The sequence below is a fragment of the Streptomyces sp. A01 genome (assembly GCF_059026195.1).
Genome location: NZ_JBWLKN010000007.1, coordinates 19,479 through 44,190, shown reverse-complemented (window position 1 = coordinate 44,190; position 24,712 = coordinate 19,479). Strand labels below are relative to the sequence as shown.

The 24,712-nt window shown below is 73.4% G+C and carries 14 protein-coding genes; 3 read left to right on the top strand and 11 right to left on the bottom strand.

From position 1 onward, the window contains the following. Positions 1–60 precede the first annotated feature (60 nt). The 7 genes from AC5P1B_RS11225 to AC5P1B_RS11195 all read right to left on the bottom strand — a co-directional run bounded on the left by AC5P1B_RS11225 (position 61) and on the right by AC5P1B_RS11195 (position 13,489). Positions 61–1,254, bottom strand: coding sequence for a serine/threonine kinase C-terminal domain-containing protein (locus AC5P1B_RS11225; protein WP_493886665.1), 1,194 nt, complete (start codon positions 1,252–1,254; stop codon positions 61–63). Positions 1,255–1,834: 580 nt separating this feature from the next. Further along, a complete protein-coding gene (locus AC5P1B_RS11220; protein ID WP_493886663.1) occupies positions 1,835–2,533 on the bottom strand; it encodes a demethylmenaquinone methyltransferase in 699 nt (232 codons plus the stop codon). A 53-nt stretch (positions 2,534–2,586) separates the two neighbouring features. Further along, positions 2,587–3,669 carry an alpha/beta hydrolase gene (locus AC5P1B_RS11215; protein WP_493886661.1) on the bottom strand — a complete coding sequence of 361 codons (1,083 nt, stop codon included), beginning with the start codon at positions 3,667–3,669 and terminating at the stop codon, positions 2,587–2,589. Between the two features lie 36 nt (positions 3,670–3,705). Continuing rightward, entirely contained in the window at positions 3,706–8,673 is a 4,968-nt protein-coding gene (locus tag AC5P1B_RS11210; RefSeq protein WP_493886659.1) for a beta-ketoacyl synthase N-terminal-like domain-containing protein, read from the bottom strand. Continuing rightward, on the bottom strand, positions 8,670–10,718 hold the full coding sequence (locus AC5P1B_RS11205) for a fatty acyl-AMP ligase (RefSeq protein ID WP_493886657.1): 2,049 nt from the start codon (positions 10,716–10,718) through the stop codon (positions 8,670–8,672). Before AC5P1B_RS11205 ends, AC5P1B_RS11210 begins: the two co-directional genes overlap by 4 nt. A 216-nt stretch (positions 10,719–10,934) precedes the next feature. After that, complete coding sequence (locus AC5P1B_RS11200; protein WP_493886994.1) at positions 10,935–12,464, bottom strand: acyl-CoA carboxylase subunit beta; 1,530 nt, start codon at positions 12,462–12,464, stop codon at positions 10,935–10,937. A gap of 446 nt (positions 12,465–12,910) precedes the next feature. Next, entirely contained in the window at positions 12,911–13,489 is a 579-nt protein-coding gene (locus tag AC5P1B_RS11195) for a carboxymuconolactone decarboxylase family protein (RefSeq protein ID WP_493886656.1), read from the bottom strand. 372 nt (positions 13,490–13,861) lie between these two features. On the opposite strand from AC5P1B_RS11195, the gene AC5P1B_RS11190 reads away from it, so the two are divergent. Continuing rightward, positions 13,862–15,268, top strand: coding sequence for an MFS transporter (locus AC5P1B_RS11190; protein WP_493886655.1), 1,407 nt, complete (start codon positions 13,862–13,864; stop codon positions 15,266–15,268). Positions 15,269–15,426: 158 nt separating this feature from the next. Here the strand turns inward: AC5P1B_RS11190 and AC5P1B_RS11185 are convergent, their stop codons facing one another. Beyond that, positions 15,427–16,938 (bottom strand): AMP-binding protein, encoded by a 1,512-nt coding sequence (locus AC5P1B_RS11185; RefSeq protein WP_493886654.1) that lies wholly within the window; start codon positions 16,936–16,938, stop codon positions 15,427–15,429. 517 nt (positions 16,939–17,455) lie between these two features. On the opposite strand from AC5P1B_RS11185, the gene AC5P1B_RS11180 reads away from it, so the two are divergent. After that, the gene (locus tag AC5P1B_RS11180; protein WP_493886992.1) at positions 17,456–18,733 is read left to right on the top strand and encodes a lipase family protein; all 1,278 of its coding nucleotides are present in this window, start codon (positions 17,456–17,458) and stop codon (positions 18,731–18,733) included. A gap of 159 nt (positions 18,734–18,892) precedes the next feature. After that, positions 18,893–20,191: a PucR family transcriptional regulator gene (locus AC5P1B_RS11175; RefSeq protein WP_493886653.1), complete on the top strand. Its 1,299-nt coding sequence runs from the start codon at positions 18,893–18,895 to the stop codon at positions 20,189–20,191. Here the strand turns inward: AC5P1B_RS11175 and AC5P1B_RS11170 are convergent. The 3 genes from AC5P1B_RS11170 to AC5P1B_RS11160 form a co-directional block, all read right to left on the bottom strand. Further along, a complete protein-coding gene (locus tag AC5P1B_RS11170; protein WP_493886652.1) occupies positions 20,176–20,850 on the bottom strand; it encodes an amidohydrolase family protein in 675 nt (224 codons plus the stop codon). The two genes, AC5P1B_RS11175 and AC5P1B_RS11170, sit on opposite strands and share 16 nt — an antisense overlap. Before the next feature lie 11 nt (positions 20,851–20,861). After that, positions 20,862–22,061 carry a cyclic dehypoxanthinyl futalosine synthase gene (gene mqnC / locus AC5P1B_RS11165; RefSeq protein WP_493886651.1) on the bottom strand — a complete coding sequence of 400 codons (1,200 nt, stop codon included), beginning with the start codon at positions 22,059–22,061 and terminating at the stop codon, positions 20,862–20,864. Positions 22,062–22,657: 596 nt separating this feature from the next. Next, the gene (locus AC5P1B_RS11160; protein WP_493886650.1) at positions 22,658–24,475 is read right to left on the bottom strand and encodes a serine/threonine-protein kinase; all 1,818 of its coding nucleotides are present in this window, start codon (positions 24,473–24,475) and stop codon (positions 22,658–22,660) included. Positions 24,476–24,712: the final 237 nt, after the last annotated feature.

Below are 24,712 nucleotides of genomic sequence, written 5' to 3'. Positions count from 1 at the left end.
GGTCCCGCGATTCCGGGTGCGCGCTGGGGACGGTGCGCCAAGGTGGCGGGAGCAGGTGGCTCAGTCGCCCTGGGACCAGGTCTCCAGGGCCGTGTCGAAGGCGGCCCGGTCCTCGTCCCATGACCCGGCCGGGCCCTGGTAGTAGATCGCGTACTCGGTGCCGTCCGGCGTCACGTACGCCTGGTCGATGGCGTGCATCGCGCGGCCCGACTTCTTCTCGACCCACGTGAACTCCCAGCGGGCGCCCGGCTGTCCCTGGAAGGTGTTGGACGACAGCTCCAGCTGCTCATAGCTCTGTGTGCGCCCGGAGGTGATCCCCTCCAGCTCCAGGAAGTGGTCGTACGCGGACTGGGTGGTGCCGCTGACGATGCCGATCCGCAGATACGCGTTGTCGCCGGACGGGCCGGGCCCCCGGTAGTCGATCTGCTGGCCGTCCAGCTCGCGCTCCCAGCCATCGGGGACGGCGAGCGAGAAGCCCTTCGGGTCGTGAGCCGTGCGGTATCCCTCGGGCGGGTCCGCGGCGTCGGCATCATAGCCGCCGTCGGAGCCGTCGTCGGAGCCGCCGTCAGAGTCCGGGCTTGCGGCTGACGGGGAGTCGGACGGCGTCGGGGACGGCGAGGCGTCCGGGGTTCCGGACGGCGAAACGCTCTCGGACGGTGAGTCCGTCCCGCCGTCCCGCGTCGCGTCCTCGGGGTCCTGGCTCTGCGCCACGACGGGCTTGTCGTCACCGCCGCCATCGTCGTCCCGCATGGCCAGCACACCGGTGACCGCCCCACCGCCGATCAGGAACGCGGCCACCCCGGCGGCCATCCACACCAGCGCCCGCCGCCCGCCGCCCGCCTCGGAGTCCGGGTCCAGGCCCGGGCCCGGCGCAGCGGTCTGTGTGCCGTACGCGGCCGGGACTGGGGCGGGGGTTGGGGTGGGGGTTGGAACATGCGCCGCCGCCGGTGTCGGGGTCGCGTACGGGGAAGGGGCCGGGGGCGGGGTGGCGTACGAGGCCGGGGGCGGGGTCGGTGTCGGGGAGGGGGACGCCGAGGGAAGGGGCACGGTCCTCGGGGGCGTGTAGTGCCCGGTGATCGTGACGTCCTCCGACCGCGAGACCGCTTCCGGCGACGCGGAGAGGACCGACGGCGGAGGCGGTGGCCCGTCGACCTTCGTGGCGTGGGCAGTCGCCGGGTCGGGCGCAGGCGACGCATCGACTGCCGTCGCTTCGGCGGCGGCCGGTGCCGCACCCGTATCGCGCCCGCAACCCATGCAGAACCGCGCCTCGGCGGGAGATATGGCACCGCAGACAGAGCAGGACGACGACACGGGGTGCTCCGGGAGGCTCAGAAGGGACTTGACGAAGGGACTTGACGCAACGCGCCTCGGGCTGGGCTGGGGCCTGGCGTACAAAATAGACCGAGCGCCGCGTACCGGCCCCGGGAATGCGCGAGAGGACAGCGATTCGGGGCGAATCGCACCCGTCCTGTGACCTTCCCCGGCCACCACCCGCCCGGCCGAGTCGCCGCGCCGCACCGGGCGTTCGCGGTCTTACGCGCGGGACCCTCACCGCAGCGTCGCGCCGGGCGTTGGCGGTCTTACGCGAGGGGCCTTCGCCGCAGCGTCGCACCGGGCGTGGGCGGTCTTCGCCTCGCCGCCGCGTATTGCGTGGTGCAGCCATGATCGATTACTGTCGCCTTAACGCGCTATCACGCGCGTTAAGGGTGTCTCTCGCTGATTCAGCGAACGACGCGAGCCGGCACCCGCCCCGCAAGGGGTCTTGCTGGGCTTCTCCCGCCGCTCGGCAAGACCCCGTCCGCCAGGCACCACAGCGGGCAGCCGTGGGCCCCGGTCAGCCGACCGGCTTCGTACCCCGGTGCAGGGCGACGACGCCGCCCGTGAGGTTCCGCCACGCGACCTTCGACCATCCCGCCCGCTGCAACCTGGCCGCCAGGCCCGGCTGGTCGGGCCAGGCGCGAATGGACTCGGCGAGATAGACGTACGCGTCCGGGTTGCTGCTCACGGCCCTCGCGACCGGCGGCAGCGCACGCATCAGGTACTCGGTGTACACGGTGCGGAAGGGCGCCCAGGTGGGCTGGCTGAACTCGCAGATCACGACCTTCCCGCCGGGCTTCGTCACCCGCAGCAGCTCGCGCAGCGCCGCGTCGGTGTCCTGGATGTTGCGCAGGCCGAAGGAGATCGTCACCGTGTCGAAGACCCCGTCGGCGAACGGGAGCCGGGTGCCGTCGCCCGCCGTCAGCGGAAGGAAGGGGTTGCGCTTCTTGCCCTCACGCAACATCCCCAGGGAGAAGTCGCACGGCACGACGAACGCGCCCGCCGCCGTGAACGGCAGCGAGGACGTGCCCGTTCCGGCCGCCAGGTCGAGGACGCGCTCGCCGGGGCGGGCATCGACGGCGCGGGCCACCGCCTTGCGCCACAGCCGGGACTGGCCGAGCGACAGCACGTCGTTGGTCAGGTCGTAGTTCGCCGCCACACCGTCGAACATCTCGGCGACTTCGTGCGGCTGCTTGTCCAGGGATGCTCGGGTCACGCCTCCCATTCTTCACCCGCCGGCCCGGCGGTACCGCGCCGGGGGCCGACCCGTCAGCGTGGCAGCCCCAGCGCCTTGGCCAGCATCGGCCACGACGACCGGAACTCCCGCCGCCAGTCGGCCCAGCCGTGCGAGCCGCCCCGGTAGAGGTGGATTTCCGCGGTGATGCCGAGGTTCTTCAGCCGCTTGGCGAAGGACTGGGCGGCGGGCCACAGCGCGCTCTCCAGGATCTCGCCCGCCGGGTCGCGCGCCGCCCCCATGACGCCGCTCCCCGACGAGACGTACAGCGCGGTGCCCCGCAGGTCCGCGGCGCGCGCGTACGGGTCGTAGTCCCGCCAGACCGGCCGCTGGAGCAGCGGCTCGCCCCACAGCGACCACGGGTCCTTGCCCTCTCGCGCGACGATCCCCTTGATCACGGTCGGCATGCCGGGCGCCAGCGTGTGGGTGATGCCGCTGTACGAGGCGGCCGCGGCGAAGGTTCCCGGACGGCGGGCGGCGAACGCGAGGGCCCCGTAACCGCCGGTCGAGACGCCCGCCACGGCTCTGGTCGTACTCGCCCGGTAGTCGCTGCGCAGGACCTTCATCAGCTCGTCGACCTGGAAGGTCTCGTAGTCGGCGCCACCCGGCCTGCCGTGGTTGCGCCAGCGCGTCGGGATGCCGGTCGGGCCCGACGACGGAATGACCGTGATGACGTCCTTGTCGGCCATGAACTCCTCGATGTCGGTCTCGCGGGTCCAGGACGTGTGGTCGTCGTGCGCGCCCTGGAGGAGGTAGAGCACCGGCCAGCCGCGCTCGGGCTCCGCCGCCCAGGAGGCAGGGAGCAGCACCCGTACGGGCACGTTCTGGCCGACCGCCGGTGAGGCGATCTGGAGGTCCACCGTGCGCCGGTCGATCCAGCGCTCGGACGCGACGCGCGGCTGACCTGCGGCTGGCACCAGTGCGCCCGCCCTCGCGTCTGCGGATGTGCGGCTTGGCGGGGACGAGGTGCCGGACGCCGTCGGGATGAAGATCAGGGCGGCCGCCGTGACGAGCGCGGCGGCGGCCGCCGAGGGCACCCGGCGGTTCCGGTCGGCGGCGGCTGCTTCGATGCGGGCGTCGGCGTGGGCGCCGCGCCGTCTGCGGTGGTGAGCGGGCATCGGGGTTCTCTCTCGGATCTGCTGACGGCTGGCCCGTCAGTCGCGGGGGAGGTCGCGCCGGAGCGCGTCGGCGAGGGTGTCGACGACGGGCGGGTCGAGCAGGGACAGGTGGTGTCCGTGCAGCGGGGTGACGCTCAGCGCCGGGCAGTACGCGTCCCAGCCAAGGGCCTCGTCGGTCCGCTCGTAACGCGGGTCCGTGACGGTGTGCGGCGCCGGGAGCGTGGCCCGGTAGAGGAACGTGCGGCCGGGGTAGCCGCCTGGGGTGTGCCGTTCACCGCTGCGCAGATCGAGGTAGGAGGTCCGCTGGTGTTCGAGGACGGCCGGTGGCAGCTCGACGGCCTGTTCCAGCGCCTTGATCACCAACTCGATCTGCCCGGCATCGTCCAAGCAGGCCAGTTCGACGTAGGGCAGTGGCAGCGGGCTGCCGTAGGTGCGCTCGACGTACGCGGCGAAGCCGGAGAACCGGCGGCGAGCCTCCTCCAGCGCTCGGAGCTCAGGCGGCGTCGCATTGTCGGCCGGGGGCTCGGGTCGCGATGCGTGCGCTGGGCGCGCTGGGTGCGCTGGGTGCGCTGGGTGCGGGGGACTGGGCGGTGACTGCCCGAGAGGCAGCGGCAGCACCGCGTCGATCAGGACCAGGGCGGCGACCCGCCCGTGCTCGGCGAGCAGCCGCGCCGCATGCTGCGCGACGAGCCCGCCGTACGACCAGCCGCCGACGGTCCACGGCCCCTCCGGCCGCACGTCCCTGATGACGCGGACGTACGCGGCGGCCCGCTCCCCCACCTCGGTCAGCCCGCTCGCTTCGGGCAGCCGGTCGAGGCCGTAGCAGGGCTGGTACGAGCCGAGGCGCTCGCTGAGCGGCTGGTAGACGGCGGCGGACCCACCCGCCGGATGCATCAGGAAGATCGGCGGGCGGACACCCTCGGAACGGAAGACCCGCAGCGGCCCGCCCGAGGTCACCGGCCCGGAGCCGGACCCTGAAGCGCGGTCGGCCGGAGCTTCGAGATACGGGCGCAGCCGGGTGGCGAGGGCGGCGACGGTGACGGGCGGCTGGAGCAGCGTTTCCGGGGGGATGGGGTGCCCGGCGCGTTCGATGAGGGCGTCGGCGAAGCGGCTGACGAGCGCGGAGCCCGCCGCGTCGAGCCCGAGTTCCCGCAGGACGTCCGGCGGCGGTCCCTGGGTGAGGTCTTGCCAGATATGGGCGACCAGCCGTTCGGCGGCATCCCTGGGCAGCACGCCATCGGTGGGGCAGGTGGTGGTGTCTGGGTCGTGTGGGTGCGAGTGCGGGTGCGGCTCGGGGAGGGCTGCCGCGAGGGCCCGTACGGTGCCGTGTCGCAGCAGGAGCCGCGGTGTGAGCTGTACGCCGTACTCCGCCTCCACGGCGTTCCGTATCCGCGCGGCCATGAGCGAGTCGAGTCCGAGGGCGGTGAGTTCGGCGTCGGGATCGATGTGGTGGGGTTCGTACCCCATGAGGTCGGCGACGCGCTCCCGTAGCCATTCGGTGGCGGTGGAGGGGCTCGTGGGGGGCGTGGGAGCTGCGTCGATGGGGGGCGCGGGGGTCGCGGTGGGGGGCGCGAGGGTCGCGGTGGGGGGTGGCGGCGCGGCGGGGGACTCGTCCGTGCGCGTCAGGGACCGGGCCGGGGTCCAGTGGGCGCGGTGGCGCCAGCGGGGGCTGGGCACGTCGATGACGCGTCCGCCGGTTCGCGCGACGGGCGGTGCTGGTGCCAGGCCGTGGACGATCAGGGACGCGAGGCCGCTGCGGAACACGAGGGCGTCATCGGCTTGCCTTCGCAGCGTGGGGAGGATCAGCGCGTCGTCGGCGCCCACCGCCCGCAGGGTCTCCCTCAGCGGGTGCGACTGCGTCGGGTGCGGTGAGACCTCGACGAACGCCCGGTACCCGTCGGCGGCGGCCGCCGCGACGGCCTGCGAGAAGTGGACGGGTTCCCGCAGGTTCGCGGCCCAGTAGTCGGTACCGAAACCGCCGGGGACGGCGGCCGGTGCGCCCCCTGGCGGGACAACCGGGGTGACGACCCCCGGCAGGACGGTGGAGTAGAGGCGGCAGGTGGGCGGGGCGTGGTCGATGGCGCCCAGCTCCCGTGTGAACCTGCCGAGCAGCGGATCGACGTCGGGCGAGTGCCCGGCGGCGGTGACACGCAGGGAACGGGCGAGCCCACCCGCTTCGGCGACCTGGGTGATGAGGCGGTCGATGTCCCTGGCCGACCCGGTGACCACGCTCTGGACCGGAGAGGCGTATACGGCCACCCGCAGGCTCGGCAGCTCGGCCGCCAGTGCCTGGATCTGGTCGCCGGACCGGTCGACGACGGCCATGGCGCCGCCACCGAGGCCGGACAGCAGCCGCGAACGGAGGGCGATGACGCGGGCGCCGGTCTCGACATCGAGCACGCCCGCGACGACGGCGGCGGAGACCTCGCCCATGGAGTGGCCGATGACGGCGGCGGGTCGGACGCCGTACGAGCGCCACAGTTCGGCGAGGGCGACCTGGACACCGAACAGCACGGGCTGGACGACCGCGGGTGACGTCAACTCGGCATCGGGCCGCACCTGGTCGCGCAGGGACAGTCCGGCGTGGGTGCGGAGCAGCGGTTCGAGGCGGTCGATGGCCGCGGCGAACACCGGCTCGGCGTCCAGCAGCCCCGCCGCCATGCCGGGCCATTGGGACCCGTAACCGGAGAAGACCCATACGACGCCCCGCCCCGTGCGAGCGTGCGCGCTGCTGTCTCCGGCGATGACGCGCGGGTCGGGGCGGCCGTCGGCCAGGTTGCCGAGGGCGGTGGCGGTCTCCGCGATGCCACGGGTGACGAGCGCGGCCCGGTGACGGCCCCGGCCCGTACGCCCGGCGAGGGTGCGTGCGAGGTCAGCGGGGCGCGTGGTGCGCCCTTCCGGTGAGTCGAGCCACCGGCCGAGATCACCTGCGGCTTCCTGGACCCGGTCCTGCGTCGGCCCGTCAAGAAGCGTGATGACGGGGGCGGAACCAGGGAGCGCGGTGTCCAGCCCTCGGCCGGTCGGGGCGAGTTCACCGTCTGTCCCGTGCTCCGCTCCCCCGTGCTCCGCCGCTCGGTGCTCCGCCCGCCGGTGCTGCCGCACGCGGTGCTCGTCTACGCGGTGCTCGTCTACGCGGCGTTCGCCCGCACCGTGCTCTTCGAGTACGCGGCGCTCTGCGAGTACGTGGCGCTCGTCGGGTACGCGGTGCTCTGCGAGTACGCGGTGCTCGGGTGCGCGACGCTCGTGTACTCGGTGCTCTTCGAGTACGACGTGCGCGTTGGTGCCGCCGAAGCCGAAGGCGGACACTCCGGCGGTGGCCCGGCCCGAGTAGCGGGGCCATGGTTCGGGGTCGGTGACCACCCGCAGGCCCAGCGCTTCGAAGTCGATATGCGGGCTGGGGGTGTTGAAGTGCAGGTGAGGCGGGATCTCGTCGTGGTGCAGGGCGAGCACGGTCTTGATGAAGCCGGTGATTCCGGCGGCTGCTTCGAGATGGCCGACGTTGGTCTTCGCCGACCCGATGAGCAGCGGCTGGGCGCTGTCGCGGCCACGCCCGAGGACGGCGCCGAGGGCACTCGTTTCGATGGGGTCGCCGAGTGGGGTGCCGGTGCCGTGGGCCTCGACGTAGTCGAGGGTCTCCGGCGCGACCGGCCCGGCCGTCCCGTGCGCCGCGTCGAGGAGGGCGCGCTGAGCCTCGCCGCTGGGGGCGAGCAGGCCGTTGGAACGGCCGTCCGAGTTCACGGCGGTGGAGCGGACGACGGCCAGCACCCGGTCCCCGTCGCGCTCGGCGTCGGCGAGTCGCTTGAGGAGGACGAGCGCACAGCCTTCGCCCCTGACCATGCCGTCGGCCGCCGCGTCGAAGGTCTTGCACCGGCCGTCGGGTGCCAGGGCCGCCGCCCGCTGGAACGCGAGGGTGACGGCGGGCGACAGCAGCAGATTGACGCCGCCGGCCAGCGCGGTGTCGCTTTCACCGGTGGCGAGGCTGCGGACGGCATGGTGCACGGCGACCAGCGAGGACGAGCATGCCGTGTCGATGGCGAGGCTCGGCCCACGGAGGTCCAGGGTGTACGAGAGGCGGTTGGCGGCGATGCTGAGCGCGGCGCCCGATGGGGTCCAGCCGTCAACTCCGGCCAGGTCGGAGGTGGTGAGCTGGGCGTACTCATTGCCGCTGACGCCGATGAAGACGCCCGTCTTCGTCCCGGCCACAGCGGTGGCGGGGATGGCAGCGTGGTCAAGGGTCTCCCTGGCCACTTCGAGCAGTAGCCGCTGCTGCGGGTCCATCGCGGCGGCCTCGTGCGGGCTGATGCCGAAGAACTCGGCGTCGAATCCCGCGATGTCGGCGAGGAACGCGCCGTGCCGGTTCACCTCGCGCAACGTCGCGTGCCCGGCGGGGACGAAGGGGTCCCAGCGGCCGTCGGGGACGGTGGAGACGACGTCGATGCCGTCGCTGAGGACGTGCCAGAAGTCCGTCGGCCCGTGTACGCCACCGGGCAGTCGGCACCCGATGCCGACCACGGCGACCGGGGGCAGCGCACCCGCGACGACCGAAGGGGCTCCGGACGCGGGGGCGGACGCGGGTGCCGGGGCGGTCCGGGAAGCGGCGTCGGTGCCGCGGTGGGCCCGGCCGCCGGGCGCGGCGGGCGGGGCCGTGCCCGTGCCCACCAGCTCGCACAGGTCCAGCAGCTCACCGATCGTCGGCGCGTCCCACAGCGCGGTGGCGGGCAGCCGCGCTTCGATCAGGGCGCTCAGCTGCGCGGTGAGGTGTACGGCATCCCGGGATGTCAGGCCGAGTTCGGCGAACGGCCGGTCGTCGGTGATGTCGGCCGGGTCGGCTCCGTACCAGGCGGCCAGCCGCGAAACGACCAGCTCCCGCACCCGCTCCCGGCCGACCCGACCCGCGGCCTCACCCCCGGCCGCCGCGGCACCGGTCTCTCCCATCGAGCCCGGACGTGGGCCCGGGCCCACGTCCGGGTACCGGTCCGGATTCGTGTGCGTCGCTCGGTTCATCGCTCCTCGCCCGCTTCCACGCCCGCATCCTCGAAGGCGCCCTCCAGGTAGCGGGCCCGGCAGGCGGCTCGGGAGACCTTGCCGCTTGAGGTGCGCGGCACGGCGCCGGGCGCGACATACAGCACCTGGGACAGCCGCAGGCCGTGCCGGGCGGAGACCTGTGCGCGTGCGGTACGTACCGCCTCAGCGCGCTGGTCGTCGGTGAGCTGGGCGTCGCGGCGGTGCTCGGCGACGACAACGACCTCCTCGCCGCTCTCCCCTCCCCCGGCCCCCACCGGCGCGGCGAAGGCGGCGATCCGGTCGCGGCGCACCCAGGCCACCGCCGACTGGACGGTCTCCTCGATGTCCTGCGGGTAGTGGTTGCGGCCGTCCACGATCAGCAGGTCCTTCAACCGGCCGGTGACGAGCAGCCGTCCCTCGTGCAGGGTGCCGAGGTCGCCCGTACGCAGCCACTTTCCCGGCGCTCCCGCCAGCCGGGCGCCGAACGTCGCCTCGGTCTGCGCGGGCCGTTCCCAGTAGCCGAGGCCGATGTTGGGGCCTTGCAGCCAGATCTCGCCGACCTCGCCTTCCGGCAGCGGCACCCCGCGCGCGGGGTCGACGATGCGCAGCTCCTGCCCCACCGCGCCACCGCAGGTCACCAGCTGGGCGCCGCGCTCGTCGTCCGAGTCGAGCGGCACGGCCTTGCCCTGGTTCAGGGCTTCCCTGTCGCAGGACACGGAGCCGTACAGCGTGGTGGGCGGGTCGGCCGCCACAAAGACGGTGGCCTCGGCGAGCCCGTACGAGGGGCAGTGGGCTTCCGGTCGCAGACCGGTGGCGCCGAAGGCCCCCTGGAACCGCTCCACGGTGCCGGGGCGCACCGGTTCGCTGCCGTTGATGAGGGCGCGGACGCGGTGCAGCCGCAGGTCCTCGGCCTCGTGCGGGCCGACCCGGGTGACGCAGTAGTCGTAGGCGAAGTTCGGCGCCGCGCTCAGCACTCCGGGGTAGGCGGCGAGCAACCGCAGCCAGCGCACCGGCCGTTCGAGGAAGGCCACCGGGTCCATCAGGGCGGAGGAGAACCCGCCGACGACGGGCGCCGCGACGCTGAGGACGAGCCCCATGTCGTGGAACAGCGGGAGCCAGCCGACCATCGTGGTCGCGCGGCGGTCCGTGCCGCCGGTGTGCTCGGTCGGGGATGACCTGCGCGGCGACGGCACGGCGGCGAACGGCGCGAACGGCGAGGGCGAAGCGGTCGGCGCTGACGGTGCGGTGGGTGTTGCTGCTGCCGAGCGGGGCCCGGCTGCCGTACGGGGCCCTGGTGCCGTACTGGACGCGACGGACTCGCCGGACGGTGCGGTGGATCTCTGCGGTGCGCGGACTCCGTCACGGTAGACGGAGAGCGCCTGCCTGGCGTTGGTGACCACGTTCCGGTGGCTGATCATGACCCCGGCCGGGGACCGGGTCGAGCCCGACGTGTACTGGAGGTACGCGATGTCGTCAGGGCCGGGGACATGGCCGGGGACATGGCCTGGGACGCGGTCTATCTCCAGCACCACGTCGGCGGACGGGGCCGGGGCCGCGCTGGAGGCGTCGTACGCCTGGTCCACCTCGATGACCGGCATCCGGGCCATACCGTGCGCGGTCACGAAGGAGCTGACGGAGGCGGACGTCGCCGAGTCGGACAGCACACAGTGGGGGGCGCAGTCGGCCAGGACGGTGGCCAGCCGGTCCGCGTGGCCGGGCAGGCCGGGGCTGAACAGCGGCACGGCGACCACCCCGGCGTACAGGCAGCCGAGGAACGCGGCCACGTAGTCGAGGCCCTGCGGGAGCAGGAGGGCCGCGCGGTCGCCGGGAACGGCCCGTTCGGCGGCCAGCCGCCCGGCGATGGCCCGGGCCCGGGAGTCGAGTCCGCTCCAGGTGAGCGTCCGGTGCAGTCCGGGAGAGGTGACGGCGGGGTACTCGACGAAGGTGAAGGCGCGGTGCGGGCCACGTTCGGTGGCCCACTGGTGCAGGTGGTCGGTCAGCAGCCAGTCACGGAGGGGCTGCTCGGGGGCGCGCGCGGGGGGCATAGCGGCTCCAAAAGGTTCAGTTCAGGTCGGTTCACGCGGTGCGGCACGCCGGAATCCGCCGGACCCGTCGGGTCCGCACGGCCCTCGGGTCGCGGCAACCCCCGTCACGGATCACCGGTCACCGGGTGCGCGTCGTGGCTTACGGCTGCCCCGGCGGCTCGCGCCGGGCCCGGTGGCCCATCGGGCCCCGGCTCTGCCAGGCCGGTGGGGACCCGGTTACAGGGGGATGTTCCCGTGGCGGCGCTCCGGCTCGGTGCGGCGCTTGCCGCGCAGGGCGCGCAGGGCGCGGACGATCTGCGGCCGCGTCTCGTGAGGGGGGATGACAGCGTCGAGGTAGCCGCGCTCGGCGGCGAGGTAGGGGGTGGCGAAGGTCCGCTCGTACTCGTCGACGAGCTGGTCGCGCAGCCGCTGCGGGTCCTCGGCCGCGGCCAGTTCCCTACGGTGCAGGATCGCTACGGCGCCGGGGGCGCCCATGACGGCGATACGGGCGGTGGGCCAGCCGAAGTTGAGGTCGGCGCCCAGGTGCTTGGAGCCCATCACGGCGTAGCCGCCGCCGTACGCCTTGCGGACCACCACGGTGATCTTGGGGACGGTGGCCTCGGCGTACGCGTACAGGAGTTTCGCTCCGCGCCGCACGATCCCGTCGCGTTCGAGACCCGCGCTGGAGAGGTAGCCGGGGACATCGACGAACGACAGCAGCGGGATGCCGAACGCGTCACAGAAGCGGACGAAGCGCGCGGCCTTCTCCGAGGCGTCGATATCGAGCGCCCCGGCGGAGTGGGTGGGCTGGTTGGCGACGATGCCGACGGTCGCGCCCTCGACCCGGCCCAGCGCGCAGACGATGTTCGGGGCGAAGAGTTCCTGGATCTCCAAAAAGTCGGCGTCGTCCACGACGCGTTCGATGACGCCGCGTATGTCGTACGCCTGGCTGAGCGAGTCCGGGATCAGCGTGTCGAGGACCAGGTCGTCCGGGGTGACGGAGAGGTCGGCCGACTGCGGATAGCGGGGCGGGGACTCGCAGTTGTTGGCGGGGAGGTACGACAGGAGGATGCGCGTGAAGTCGAAGGCGTCCTCTTCGTCCTCCGCCAGGTAGTGCGCGTTGCCGTTGACGCTGGCGCTGGTCCGGGCGCCGCCCAGGGCCTCGGCTGTGGTTTCCTCGCCGGTCACCGAGCGGATGACGTCGGGCCCTGTGACGAACATGTGCGAGATGTCCTGGACCATGACGGTGAAGTCGGTGAGCGCGGGGGAGTACGCGGCGCCACCGGCGCAGGGGCCGAGGATCAGCGACAGCTGGGGGATCACCCCGGAGGCCCTGACGTTGCGGTGGACGAGTTCCGCGTAGTGGGCGAGGGCCACCACGCCCTCCTGGATGCGCGCGCCGCCGGAGTCGTTGAGGCCGACGACCGGGCAGCCGACCTTCAGGGCGTGGTCCATGACCTTGATGACCTTCTGGCCGAACGCCTCGCCCATGCTGCCGCCGAAGACCGTGGCGTCCTGCGCGAAGACCGCCACCGGGCGTCCGTCGACCGTGCCATGGCCGACGATCACCCCATCGCCGTCCGGCCGCTGGTCCGCCATGCCGAAGGCGGTGCAGCGGTGCCGGACGAAGGAGTCGAACTCGGTGAAGGAGTCCGGGTCGAGCAGCAGATCGATGCGTTCGCGCGCGGTGCGCCTGCCGCGTGCGTGCTGGCGTTCCACGGCTTTGAGCGAACCGCCGAGCCGGGCCCGGTCGCGCCGGTCACGCAGCTCGTCGAGGCGCCCCTGCGTGTCTCCATCGGCGGATTCGGAGTGTCCGGGAGGCCCGGGCGGATTTCGGTCCGCGCGCAGTGGCGGAGGGTCTGGTGAAGGTGCTGGCGAAAGCGCTGGTGAGGATTCTGGTGGAGGTTCTGGAGGGCGTTCCTGCGGGCATTCCGGCGAATAGCTGGTCAGGGTGAGTAATTTTCCCTTGCTGTCGATCCGAGTCATGCGCGGTCCTTCTCTCCGGACGCTTTCCGAGAAAAACACAGGAGGAACAGATTGCGGTGCGGGAAGGTCGCGAGTTAGAGCAATCGTTGACGAATTCACGGTCGTGCTTTGTCAGTCGGGTGACAAGGCGCCGGGCGGCCACGGTGCCGCACTCGGCGTCCCGGCTCTCCGCCGTGAGCCAGGCGCCCGGGCCCCTCTGGCGTCGGCCTGGCGTCCCGTGGGCGGCCTCAGCCGCTCGCTTGGCCCGGGTCCGGGCCGTCCGGGCCGTCCGCGCCGGGGGAGTTGTCCGGGCCGGGCGGGCCGGGCCTGCGCAGCGCGGACGGGACCGGCAGCAGGCCCCGGTTCGCGAGGACTTCGCGGGCGGCCAGGGTGGCGCCCAGCGCCCGTGGCATGCCGCAGTACGCGGCGGACTGCACCAGCGCCTCGATCACCTCCGCCGCTTCGACTCCCGCGTCGATCGCGGCTCCGACGTGCAGTTTCAACTCCGGTTCGCAGCCGCCCAAGGCCGTGAGCATGCCCAGCGTCAGCAGCTCGCGCTCGCGGGCGGAGAGGCCGGGCCGGGCGAGGATTTCGCCGAAGCCCCAGCCGACGATGTAGTGCGCCAGGTCGGGTGAGACGTCCGCCAGGATGTCCACCATCAGACGGCCGCTTTCGCCGCCCCACTCCTGGATTCTGCGCATTCCCCGTTCGTGCCGCGCCTGATCGAAGACCGGACGGTCGTCGAACTCCTCGGCCGCCGCATTCGCCTGACCCGCCAGCCGGTCCGCCTCGTCACCCGTCTCATCGTTCGTCTTGTGGTCCGTCATGCGCGGCACAGTAGGGACGGTGGCAGCGCGGAGCTCCTGTCGTACAACGAAAAACAATGAGGGGATTCTCACAGCGGAGAATTCTTACGCGGAAAGTGATAACCGTCCGGCCGGTTCTTGTCTCCGCCCGCCGGACTTTCCCGGAGGCCGGGTGAAAGCGCCGCGCGGCTCGTTAGGGTCGGCGCCGGGGTCCGGCCGTCCGCCGGCGGGGCGCCCGGCCGTCGCGGGAAGACCCCCGACCGGGACGGATCGCGGGAAGACACCGGGGCGGACTACGGGAAGGCCAGGACCGGGGCGGACCGCGGGAGGGCTCCGAGGCCGGGGCGGACCGCGCTGCGGGATGCCCGTCAACACAGGGAGGGAGGGGCGGTGATGGGGCGGTCGCGGTCGATCGCCGTGCTGGGGATGATCGCATTGGCCGGGTTCATCACCACGCTCGACAACACCGTCATCAACGTCGCCCTGCCCTCCGTCCAGCAGGAGTTGGGGCTGAGCGTCAACGACCTGGAGTGGGTGGCCACCAGCTATGTGCTGAGCTTCGGCACCCTGCTGCTGGTCGGCGGGCGCCTCTCCGACCTGCTGGGACGCCGCCTGGTGCTGGGCACGGGGATCACGGTGTTCACCGTCGCCTCCGTACTGGCGGGCCTCGCCGACACCGGCACCGCCCTGATCGCCGCCCGCACGGTGCAGGGGGTGGGCTCCGCGCTGGTGATCCCCGCCGCCCTCGCCGTCGTCACCACCGACCTGCCCGAGCGGCGGCGGTCCCTCGCCGTCGGCGTCTGGACCGCCTCGCTGGCCATCGCCCTCGCGCTGGGCCCCGTGGTGGGCGGCGTGGTCACCGAACGCTGGGGCTGGAGCTGGGTGTTCCTGCTCAACCTGCCGTTCGGCGTCCTCGCGCTGCTCCTGGTCTTCGCCGTCCCGCCCGCCGCCCACCGGCCACGCGGGCGGCTGCTGCGCGTACTCGACCTGCCCGGCGTGCTGCTGTCCGCGCTCGCGCTGTACTTCCTCACCTACGGGCTCGTGGAAGGCGGCGAACGCGGCTTCTCCGCCTCGCCCGTGCCGCAGTGCCTCACGGTGGCCGCCGTCGCCGGGATCGCCTTCCTCGCCGTGGAGTCCCGTACGTTCCTGCCGCTGATCGACCTCGGCGTCTTCCGCAGCCGTTCGCTGAGCGGCGGCACGGCGGCGCAGGTCCTGTGGGGCGTCGGCGTCAACGGCGTCTTCTTCTTCACCGCCCTCTACCTCCAGCGCGTCCTCGGCTTCTCCCCCACCAAGGCGGGCCTGGCCTTTCTGCCGCTGGCCGGGGCGCTGCTGGTGACCACCCCGGCCGCCGAATGGTGCGCCCGGCTGCTGGGCGTGCACCGGGTGATCGCGCTGGGTCTCGTCATGGTCTCCTGCGGCCTGGCGTACGTCTCGGCGACCGGGCTGCACGCGACGTACTGGAGCATCCAGCCCGGGCTGCTGCTCATCGGCGCCGGGTCCGCGCTCACCACCCCGCTGACCGTGCGCTCGCTCGCCGATGTGCCCCAGAGCCGTACCGGCATGGCCTCGGGCGTGATCAGCGCGGCCCGTGAGATCTCCGGGGTCTTCGGGGTGGTGCTGGTGGGCGTCGTCCTCACCCGCGAGGAACGTGCGGCGTTACGCGAGGGGGAGACGCCGCATGTGGCCTTCCTGGACGGCTACGACAGCGGGCTGCGGCTCGCCGCCGCGCTCGTGCTGCTCGGCGCGCTCATCACCGCGGTGACGCTCCGCAGCCCAGGGCGCCACCGCAGACCCGGCTGACGCCAGCACCGCCGTTCCCGGGGCCCCGGCACAGCGCGGAGATGTGCCCCGCCAGGGGCGCGGGGAACGGCGCGACCAGCCACGACGCACCCGCACTCCGCGACGCACGGACAGACGCACGGACAGGGGCTCTCCCAGCACGATCCGCCGGACACGGCCTACCGTTCGGCCACGCGTAAGCGCGGTACGGCACGCTTGCGGGCCAGGACGGTGACGTAGCCGTCGGGGCTCAGCACCGCGATGTCGCCGGTGGACAGCCAGCCGTCGCGCAGCACGCGCGCGCTCCCGCGCGGGTCTCCCCAGTACCCGTCGAACACCTGCGGGCCACGGACGAGAAGTTCGCCCGCGGCGCCGGGCGGCAGCTCCCGCCGCGCGTCGTGCTCGGACACCACGCGCACGTCGGTACCTGGCAGCGGCAGACCGGCCGTGCCGGAACGGGCGTTGGCGTTCAGCGGGTTGGCCGACACCACGGGTGACGCCTCGGCGAGCCCGTATCCCTCGACAAGGTCGGCGCGGACCAGGGCCCGGAAGCGGTCCACGATCTCCGGGCGCAGCCTGCCCGCGCCGCAGACGCAGTCGCGGAGCGACCCCAGGGCCTCAAGTTCCTCCGGCGGGCGGCCCAGCAGCCGCTCGTACACCGATGGCGCCGCGGGCAGCAGCGTCGGCCGCCAGCGGCGGGCGGCCCGCAGCAGCGGGCCCGGCTCCGTGCCGGGCAGCAGGACGGTCCTGGCGGCCGTGAGGACGCCCATCAGCAGCCCGAGCGTGAGCCCGTACGGCTGGGAGAACGGCAGGACGGCGAGGGTGGTGTCCCGCCCCTCGCGCGTCGTGGGGTGCCAGGCCCTGAGCTGATGGGCGTTGGCGACGAGATTGCGGTGGGTGAGCATCGCGCCCTTGGGGCGCCCGGTCGTGCCGCCGGTGTACTGGAGTACGGCGACGGAGCGCGGGTTGACGCGGGGTAGCGGCTCGCGGCGCCCCCGCCTGGCCCGTGCCACCGTCCGGTAGGGCACGGCGCCCACCCGGCCCGCCGCCCACCCGGGAACGGCGCCCGCACCGGCGCCCATCCCGGCGGTATCGCGCGCGGCACCAGCACCAAGACCAGCACCAGCGACGCCGCCCGTGATCAGCCGCTCGCGAAGCGCGCGGGCGCGCGGGAAGGGCAAGGTCAGCGCCAGCCGCGCCCGTAGGGGCATCGCCTCGGTCAGCGAGGTGGTGATGACGCACCGCAGTCCGGAGCCCGCCCGCCCGGCGGCGATGCGGGGCCCTGCCCCCTCCCACACGACGGCGACGGTGGCCCCGCTGTCGGCCAGCTGGTGGCGCAACACGTCGGCGCCGTCCAGTGGGTTGGCCGGTACGGCGATGGCGCCCAGCCGTACGACAGCATGGAACGCCACCACGAACTGCGGGCAGTTGGGCAGCATCAGAGCGACCCGGTCACCGGGGTGGACGCCGAGGCCCCGGAGGCCGCGGGCGAAGTGGTCCACGGCGCGGCGCAGCGCCCGGTAGCTGGTCCGGCGGCCGAAGAAGACCAGTGCGGTGCGGCGGCCGTGGCGACCGGCCGCCTCGTCCAGCAGCGCGCCGACCGGTATGTCGGGAACGCTGACCTGGTGCGGCACGCCGTCCGCGTAGAAGGCGTGCCAGGGCCGCTCCGTCGGGCTCTCCCGTGAGACCAATCCCGTCTCCTCTCGCGACACGACACGACACGACACGGCGCAACACGGTGGGGCGGGACGGGACCCGGCGCCGGACCGCCCCGGCGCCGGGGCCCCTGAGGCAATCGTGGCCCACCGCCCGTCACGGCGTCTTGTGCTCTGACGACAGGACGCGCGCCGCGAGTTGTCCCCCCGTCACCTATCAGCCGTGCCACCGCGCTCCGTACCGTCGCCGCCGTCCCAGCACCACCCACCCCCCGAATCCACCCCCGAAGGACCCCTGGTGACACGGAAACGGTCAGCGTCACGAGCGTCACGCATACCCCGAGCGACAGACACAGCAGCCTCAGCGGGCCAGGCAGACCCACCCCACCCAGCGGACGGGCCAGGCATACCGGCCGCCGCGGCCAACGCCCCCCGTACGCCCCGCACACCCGCCGCCCCCTCCCCCGCCGCCCGGCGAGCGCGTCGAGCGCTCGGGTGGCGCCGGACCCGGCGCGCCGGTGCGATCGTCGTGGCCGCCCTGGTCACCAGCGGGCTGAGCGGGCCCGCCCTCAGCGCGGGCGCCGCCGAACCCGCCTCGGCCCAGCCCGGCTCCCACGGCCGGCCCACCGCGGAACAGCAGGACCGCTCAGCGACCGGCTGCGACGCGTCCGACGCCGCGATCTACACCCCGCCCGCGACCGCCCCCGCGACGCCCGGCAGCGTGATCTCGTGCCGGGAGGTCACGCTGCCGCATGTGCCGGGCGGGATCGCCATGAAGGCGTGGAAGGTGCAGTACAGCTCGCGGGACAACGCGGGGAAGCCGATCGCGGTGTCGGGGACGGTCGCCGTTCCCACCGCGCGCTGGGAGAAGCCGGGCAGCCGTCCGGTCGTGGCCTTCAACCCGGGCACCCTCGGGCTCGGCCCGCAGTGCGCGTTCTCCAAGCAGCTCGCCGGTGCCTACCAGGACGCGTACGAGGGCGAGAACATCGCCGCCATGCTGAAGGCCGGTTACGCGGTCGCCGCCACCGACGGCGTCGGCTACCTCGACGGCCAGACCCACCCGTACGTCTCGGGCACCGACGCCGGGCACGCACTGCTCGACATCGCGCGCGCGGCGCCCCGGCTGCCGGGCAGCGGCCTGGGCAGCCGCACGAAGGTCGGGCTGTGGGGCTACTCGGAGGGCGGCTCGGCGAGCCTGTGGGCCGCGCAGCTGGCGGGTTCCTACGCGCCGGAGCTCGACATCGTGGGCGACGCCTCCGGCGGCGTGCCCGGTGACCTGAAGACCGTCGCGAAGGCGCTCAACGGGGGCGCGTTCGCCGGGTTCCTCGCTGACGCGGCCATCGGCCTGGCCGCGGGCCACCCCCGGCTGCCCTTCGACTCCCTCCTCAGCGAGGACGGCAAGGAGGCGGTCCGGAAGGCCAAGTCCCTCTGCCTCGCCGGCACGGTCACCCAGTTCCTCGGCGCGAGGATCGAGAACTTCACGACCGACAAGCTCACCCTCGACCAGCTGTACGCGCTGCGCGGCACGGACGGCAGGAGCTGGGGCGAGGTGCTCGACGCGCAGAAGCTGGGCGTGGGGGTGGGGCCCGCCGGGTCGGGGGCACGCCACGAGATCGCCTTCCCCGTCTTCCAGTACCGGCCGCTGTTCGACGAGGTGATACCGCCGAGCACCGAGGACGCGACGCGTCAGGCGTACTGCGACGCGCGGATCTCGACCACGTGGAAGATCTACCCGGGCGAGCACCTGCTGACCGACCAGCAGGCGGTGCCGGACGTCGTGTCCTGGCTCGGTGACCGCTTCGCGGGCAAGGAGGCACCCGACAACTGTTAAGTGAGGGCGGTCGACGGGACGGCTCCTTGTCACTCATTGATAAGGAGCCGTCCCGAAAACCGTGGTTAACGCACGAGTAACTTGCTGGACCGGCCGGTACGTTACCGGCAGTTTGGAGAACCCCGCCCCTTTCCCCGTACGGAGAGAGCAACCGCCGTGGTGAGTGATTCCGCGTTACTGACCCGCGAACCGTTCAGCGCCTGTCCTCCCGAACTGGCCGGTCACCTGCGGCCGTTCCTCGACACCATCACCGTCGACGTCGTCCACGCCATCCAGTCGAGCGTCCCCGAGTACTCCCGCCCCGCCGACGACACGTACATGCGCACCCTGCACAAGGGCGTCAAGCAGGCCCTGTCGCTCTTCCTCGACCGGATGACGCGCCCCGAAGGCAGCGGCAGCCAGGAGTCGATCGCGGCGACGTACCACGCCATCGGCCGGGGTGAGGCCGACGAGGGCCGCAGCCTCGACGCGTTCCACCTCGCTTTGCGGCTGGGCGCACGGGTCGCATGGCAGGGCATCAACCGGCTGGCCGACGCCGAGACGCTGCCCCGCTGCGCGCTCGCCGTCCTGGGCGAGGCCGTCCTGGTCCACCTCGACGAGATCGCCGCGGCCGCCGTGTCCGGGCACACCGAGGCACGGCTGCACGCCGTGGGCGAACTCCAGCGGCGGCGGGCCCGCCTGCTGGACATGCTGACCGCCACCCCGTCCGCCTCGTACGAGGCGATCAGCGACCTCGCGCACGCCGCCCAGTGGTCGCTGCCCAAGCAGCTCGCCGTCGTGCTGGTCGACCACGCGCCGAAAGAGCCCGCGGACGCCCACCCCATCACGTCACCGGAGTTCCTGACCCGCTTCGACCAGCGGCCCGGCCGCATCGTGGTGCCCGACCCTGACGGCCCCGGGCGGGCGCGGGTCGTCGAGCAGGTGCTCGGCGGCCGGCACGCCGTCGTCGGCCCCACCGTCGCCCTGACCGACGGCGCGCGCTCCCGGCAGTGGGCGTCCGCCGCCCTGGCGCTGAGCCGACGGGGCCTGCTGCCCGGCAAGGGCACCGTGCGCTGCGCCGACCACCTCACGACCCTGCTGCTTTTCCGCGACGAGCCCATGGCCGACGCCCTGGCCGACCGCCATCTGGCGCCGTTCGGCCGGATACGGGCCCCGCACCGGGACCGGCTCGCCGAGACGCTGCTGTGCTGGCTCCAGTGCGGGCACAACGCCAACGAGGTGGCGATCCGGCTCGGCGTCCACCCGCAGACGGTGCGGTACCGGCTGCGGCAGCTGGACGAGCTGTTCGGGGACCGGCTCCAGGACGCGGACGTCCAGTTCGAGATGGAGCTGGTGCTCCGGATGCGCGGGCTGCGCCGCGCGGCCCGTGACCCGGGCGAGCGCGCCCGGGCCGTCGGCGTCCCCGCCGCCAGGCCGGGCCCGGCGGCGGCGCCGGACGGGGCTCAGCGGCGCCGGTAGACCAGCCTGCCGTCCATGACCGTCGCCACGCAGCTCGCCGCGCCACGTCCGCCCAGCGCGCTCAGCGCGTCGGCCTCCGGCAGCGTCGGCACGTCGAAGACGGCGAAGTCCGCGCGCTCGCCCGGCGCGAGCGCGCCCATGAACGCGCTTTCCGGCGAGGTGCCCTCCGGCAGCCCGTGCAGCGGGTCGAGCGAGGGCCGCTGGGCGGGCGGTGACACCCGGCGGGCGATGACGACGAGCCCCGCCCGCGCCACGGCCGTGCGCACGACGGGCCGCTCGAACGGCCCCGTCACCGCCGTCGTTCCGTGCCGCAGCATCCGCTGGGCACCGCGCCGGGCGGACTCGCCCCAGCGGGTGTCGGTCATGCCGAGCGCGGCGACCTCCGCCGCGTCGTCGACCGGTTCTGTGCCCAGCCGGTCCGCCTCGCGCGGGTCGGGGTGGTACGCGGTCTCCAGCAGCGCCACCGCGTGCGTGTTCAGCAACCCGGGCGTGAGCAGCCCGGGCCAGCGCCGCGCCCGCGCGCCCGGGTGCTCGGCGGCCATCTCCTCGTACGGGCCGAAGGACGCTATGCGGGCGCCGTCGACAACGACCGCCCCGTCAGCGAGCGGTTCAGCGCCCGGACCGGGCAGCAGCAGTTCGGCCCCGTGGATCGTCAGCACTCCGGGCCGGATCAGCCGGCGTCGATGAGCTTGAGCTCGGGATGGGCCGTGCCGCCCTCGATCGCCGTCGAGGAGAAGTGCGAGACCGCCTTGTCGTCCACCGGATCGTCGGCCGGGTCATCGTGCACGAGCAGGTGCTCGTACGTGGTCGCGCGCTGCGCCGGGACGCGGTCCGCCTTGCGGATCAGGTCGATGATCTCCATGCGGTTCGAGCGGTGCTTGGCACCGGCCGAGGAGACCACGTTCTCCTCCAGCATGATCGAGCCCAGGTCGTCGGCACCGTAGTGCAGCGACAGCTGGCCCGCCTCCTTGCCCGTGGTCAGCCACGAGCCCTGGATGTGGGCCACGTTGTCGAGGAAGAGCCGCGCGATGGCGATCATGCGCAGGTACTCGAAGAGGGTGGCCTGCGTCTGGCCCTTCAGGTGGTTGTTCTCGGGCTGGTAGGTGTACGGGATGAAGGCGCGGAAGCCGCCCGTACGGTCCTGCACGTCGCGGATCATCCGGATGTGCTCGATCCGCTCCGCGTTGGTCTCGCCGGTGCCCATCAGCATCGTGGAGGTGGACTCGACGCCGAGCCCGTGCGCGATCTCCATGATCTCCAGCCACCGCTCACCGGACTCCTTGAGCGGCGCGATCGCCTTACGCGGCCGGGCGGGCAGCAGCTCGGCGCCCGCACCCGCGAACGAGTCGAGCCCGGCCGCGTGAATCCGGCGGATGGCCTCCTCGGCGCTGACGCCGGAGATCCGGGACATGTGCTCGATCTCCGAGGCGCCCAGCGAGTGGATCACCAGCTGCGGGTACGCCGCCTTGATCGCCGAGAAGTGCTTCTCGTAGTACTCGACACCGAAGTCCGGGTGGTGACCGCCCTGGAACATGATCTGCGTACCACCGAGTTGTACGGTCTCGGCGCAGCGGCGCAGGATGTCGTCGAGGTCACGGGTCCAGGTCCGGTCCGTGGCCTTGGGCGGGGCGTAGAAAGCGCAGAACTTGCACGCCGTCACGCAGACGTTCGTGTAGTTGATGTTCCGCTCGATGATGTACGTCGCGATGTGCTCGGTGCCCGCGTAGCGCCGGCGGCGCGCGGCGTCGGCGGCAGCGCCCAGCGCGTGCAGGGGCGCCGACCGGTACAGGTCCAGCGCCTCCTCCGGCGTGATCCGGCCGCCCTCGGCAGCGCGGTCGAGGACGGACTGCAGTTCGGCGTTCTCCGTCACCGGGGCGTCCCTTCCGGAGGGGTTTTAGCGGACCGAGCCAGCGTACGCCAGGGGTGTGAAGCGGTCGCGCTCGGCCGGGTCCGGGACTTCCCCCTGCGGGGGCCACCCCTGTGCCCCCTTCTGTCCTCAAACGCCGGACGGGCTGGATTTGACGGGCTTCGTGCCTCGTGTCCTCAAGCGCCGGACGGGTTGTTGTCCTCAATCGCCGGACGGGCTGACATTGGCGCGGCTGGGCTGCCGGGGTGGACCGGGCGGGGTGGGGCCGTGGCCAGGTCGCGTGTCCTCAAGCGCCGGACGGGCTTTCGTCCTCAAACGCCGGACGGGCTGGTTTTGAGGGACCCCGGGCCGGATTCGGCGGTGACCGGGCGGGGTTTCGCGGTGACCGGCCGGGGGTTTCACGGGGCCCAGGGTTATGGACCTCCCCAGGCCATCAGGCCATCAGGCCATCAGGCCATCAGGCCATCAGGAAACAGCCCTCGCCCAACGCAGAGACGCGCTCCCCAGGGGCGCGGGGAACTGCGCGACAACCACCACACACCCGCAGCCCGCAGCACACGGACAAGGCCGCCGCCCCAGCACGACCCGCCGGACGCGGCCTAACCGTTGCTCGGGGTCTTGACGAGTCTGGCCACCGGGGTGCCGCCCGCCTGGTCGTGGGACTTGTAGACGAGCTTGCCCCTGTCGAGCGTGTACGTGGCCTCCGTCGTCTCGCCGGTGCACAGCGGCGACCCGGCCCCACGCGAGGTGTCGGTGCTCTCCGTGACCGTCAGCCGCTTGTTCTGCTCCGTCACCGAGATCAGCTCACCCTTCGCGAAGCACTTGCTCCCCAAGACGTCACTGGTGCCCTTGACCACCTGGGAGCCCTTCGGGCCCTGGCTGACGGTGACGGAGTAGTCGCCGTTGTACCTGCCCTTGGCGTAGACCGGGCCGGTCCAGGTGCCCAGGAACGCCTGCGGCACCGCCCCAGGGCCATCCGGGCGGCCGGTGCCGGGATCGGAGCCGTCCGGGGCGGGCGACTGGCTGTGCTTGCCGCCGTCGGCCGCGTTGTCCTTGCCCCCCTCGCCCGGGAGCAGCTCGAACACGAACACCGCCGTCGTCGCGGCGGCCAGCGCACCGGCGACGGAGAGCACCAGCGAACAGCTCAGCCACGCGGGCCGGTTCTTCCCGCCCAGCGCGGCCGTCAGCGCCACCCGGCGCCCTCCGCCGCCCTTCCCGGGCGTCCCGGCGGCCCCGGACGTCCCGGCCGTACCAGTCGCACCGGACGCCGTGGGCGAGCCCGCCCCCGCCTCCGCACCGGCGCTCCCGGCGTACGCGGGGACCGGGCCGACGCCGGCGCCCGCGCTGTCCGCCGTCTGGCGCGGTGGCGGGGACGCGACCGCTGCGGCGCCAGGGGAGTGGGAGTACGAGGGGTCCGGCGGCCCGAAGGCGCCCCGCACCTGATCCACGGCGGGGCCGCCCGTACCGGCCGCCACGGCCCCGGCGGCGGCCGGGGCGGGGTCCGGGTCGGTCACGCCCGCGTCCAGGTCGAGGAGCTCCACCGCGCGGCGGCTGGCGCCCTCCACGAGCGGGGCGGGCAGCCAGCCCGTACGGACGAGCCCGGCGGCGCCCTCGTCCGGGGCGAGCCGGTGGGCGATCTCCGCGGGGCTGGGCCGGTCGGACGCCTCCTTGGCGAGGCAGGCGGCGACGAGCGCGCGCAGGTCCCCGGTGAGCCGCGGGCCCAGCTCGGGCTCCCCGTGCACCACCTTGTAGAGCAGCGAGGCGGAGGAGTCGCCGGGGAAGGGTGACGCACCGGTCGCCGCGTACGCCAGCACAGCGCCCAGCGAGAAGACGTCGGCGGGGCCGCTGACGCCCTTGCCGAGGATCTGCTCGGGCGACATGTAGCCGGGCGACCCGATGGAGACGCCGGTCGAGGTCAGCGAGGCCGTTCCGTCGACGGCGCGGGTGATGCCGAAGTCGATGAGGCGCGGGCCGTCGAGGGCGAGCAGCACGTTCGACGGCTTGACGTCGCGGTGAACGAGGCCGAGGCCGTGCACGGCGACCAGCGCTTCGGCGAGACCGGCGCCCAGGGCGCGTACGCAGTGCTCAGGCAGCGCGCCCAGCTCGGCGACGGCCTGGCTCAGCGAGGGGCCCGCCACATAGCCGGTGGCCACCCACGGCACGGCGGCCTCGGGGTCGGCGTCGAGCACCGGCGCCGTCCAGCCGCCGCCCACGCGTCGCGCCGCCTCCACCTCACGCCGGAAGCGGGCCCGGAACTGCTCGTCCATCGCGAAGTGCGGGTGGACGACCTTCACGGCGACGGTGCGGCCGCCCGCGCTGCGGCCCAGATAGACCCGGCCCATTCCGCCCGCGCCCAGCCGCCGCAGCAGCCGGTACGCGCCGATGGAACGAGGGTCCTGCGGTTCCAGCGGGTACATCGCGCTGCCTCCCCCTTGACTGCGCCTGACAGCTTAGGTGGGCGGGCGCGCGCGAGCGCAAGATACAGGAGACGCGGTACCGGACCGCGACAGCGGGCCTGGCCCCGGAGTCCGCCGGACACGGTGCCGCCGCCCGGGGGCCGTTGGCATGCGTGTGGGCAATCGCGTCGGCATGCGCGTGGGGAGTCGCGTAAGGACTCGCGTGGGGATTCGCGTGGGCGCTGGCGTGCACGCAGG

What these genes read in the sequence shown, in the direction of transcription:
- AC5P1B_RS11225 (WP_493886665.1), bottom strand. Translation starts at nt 1,254, where the DNA reads ATGGGTTGCGGGCGCGATACGGGTGCGGCACCGGCCGCCGCCGAAGCG.
- AC5P1B_RS11215 (WP_493886661.1), bottom strand. Translation starts at nt 3,669, where the DNA reads ATGCCCGCTCACCACCGCAGACGGCGCGGCGCCCACGCCGACGCCCGC.
- AC5P1B_RS11210 (WP_493886659.1), bottom strand. Translation starts at nt 8,673, where the DNA reads ATGAACCGAGCGACGCACACGAATCCGGACCGGTACCCGGACGTGGGC.
- AC5P1B_RS11205 (WP_493886657.1), bottom strand. Translation starts at nt 10,718, where the DNA reads ATGCCCCCCGCGCGCGCCCCCGAGCAGCCCCTCCGTGACTGGCTGCTG.
- AC5P1B_RS11195 (WP_493886656.1), bottom strand. Translation starts at nt 13,489, where the DNA reads ATGACGGACCACAAGACGAACGATGAGACGGGTGACGAGGCGGACCGG.
- AC5P1B_RS11190 (WP_493886655.1), top strand. Translation starts at nt 13,862, where the DNA reads ATGGGGCGGTCGCGGTCGATCGCCGTGCTGGGGATGATCGCATTGGCC.
- AC5P1B_RS11160 (WP_493886650.1), bottom strand. Translation starts at nt 24,475, where the DNA reads ATGTACCCGCTGGAACCGCAGGACCCTCGTTCCATCGGCGCGTACCGG.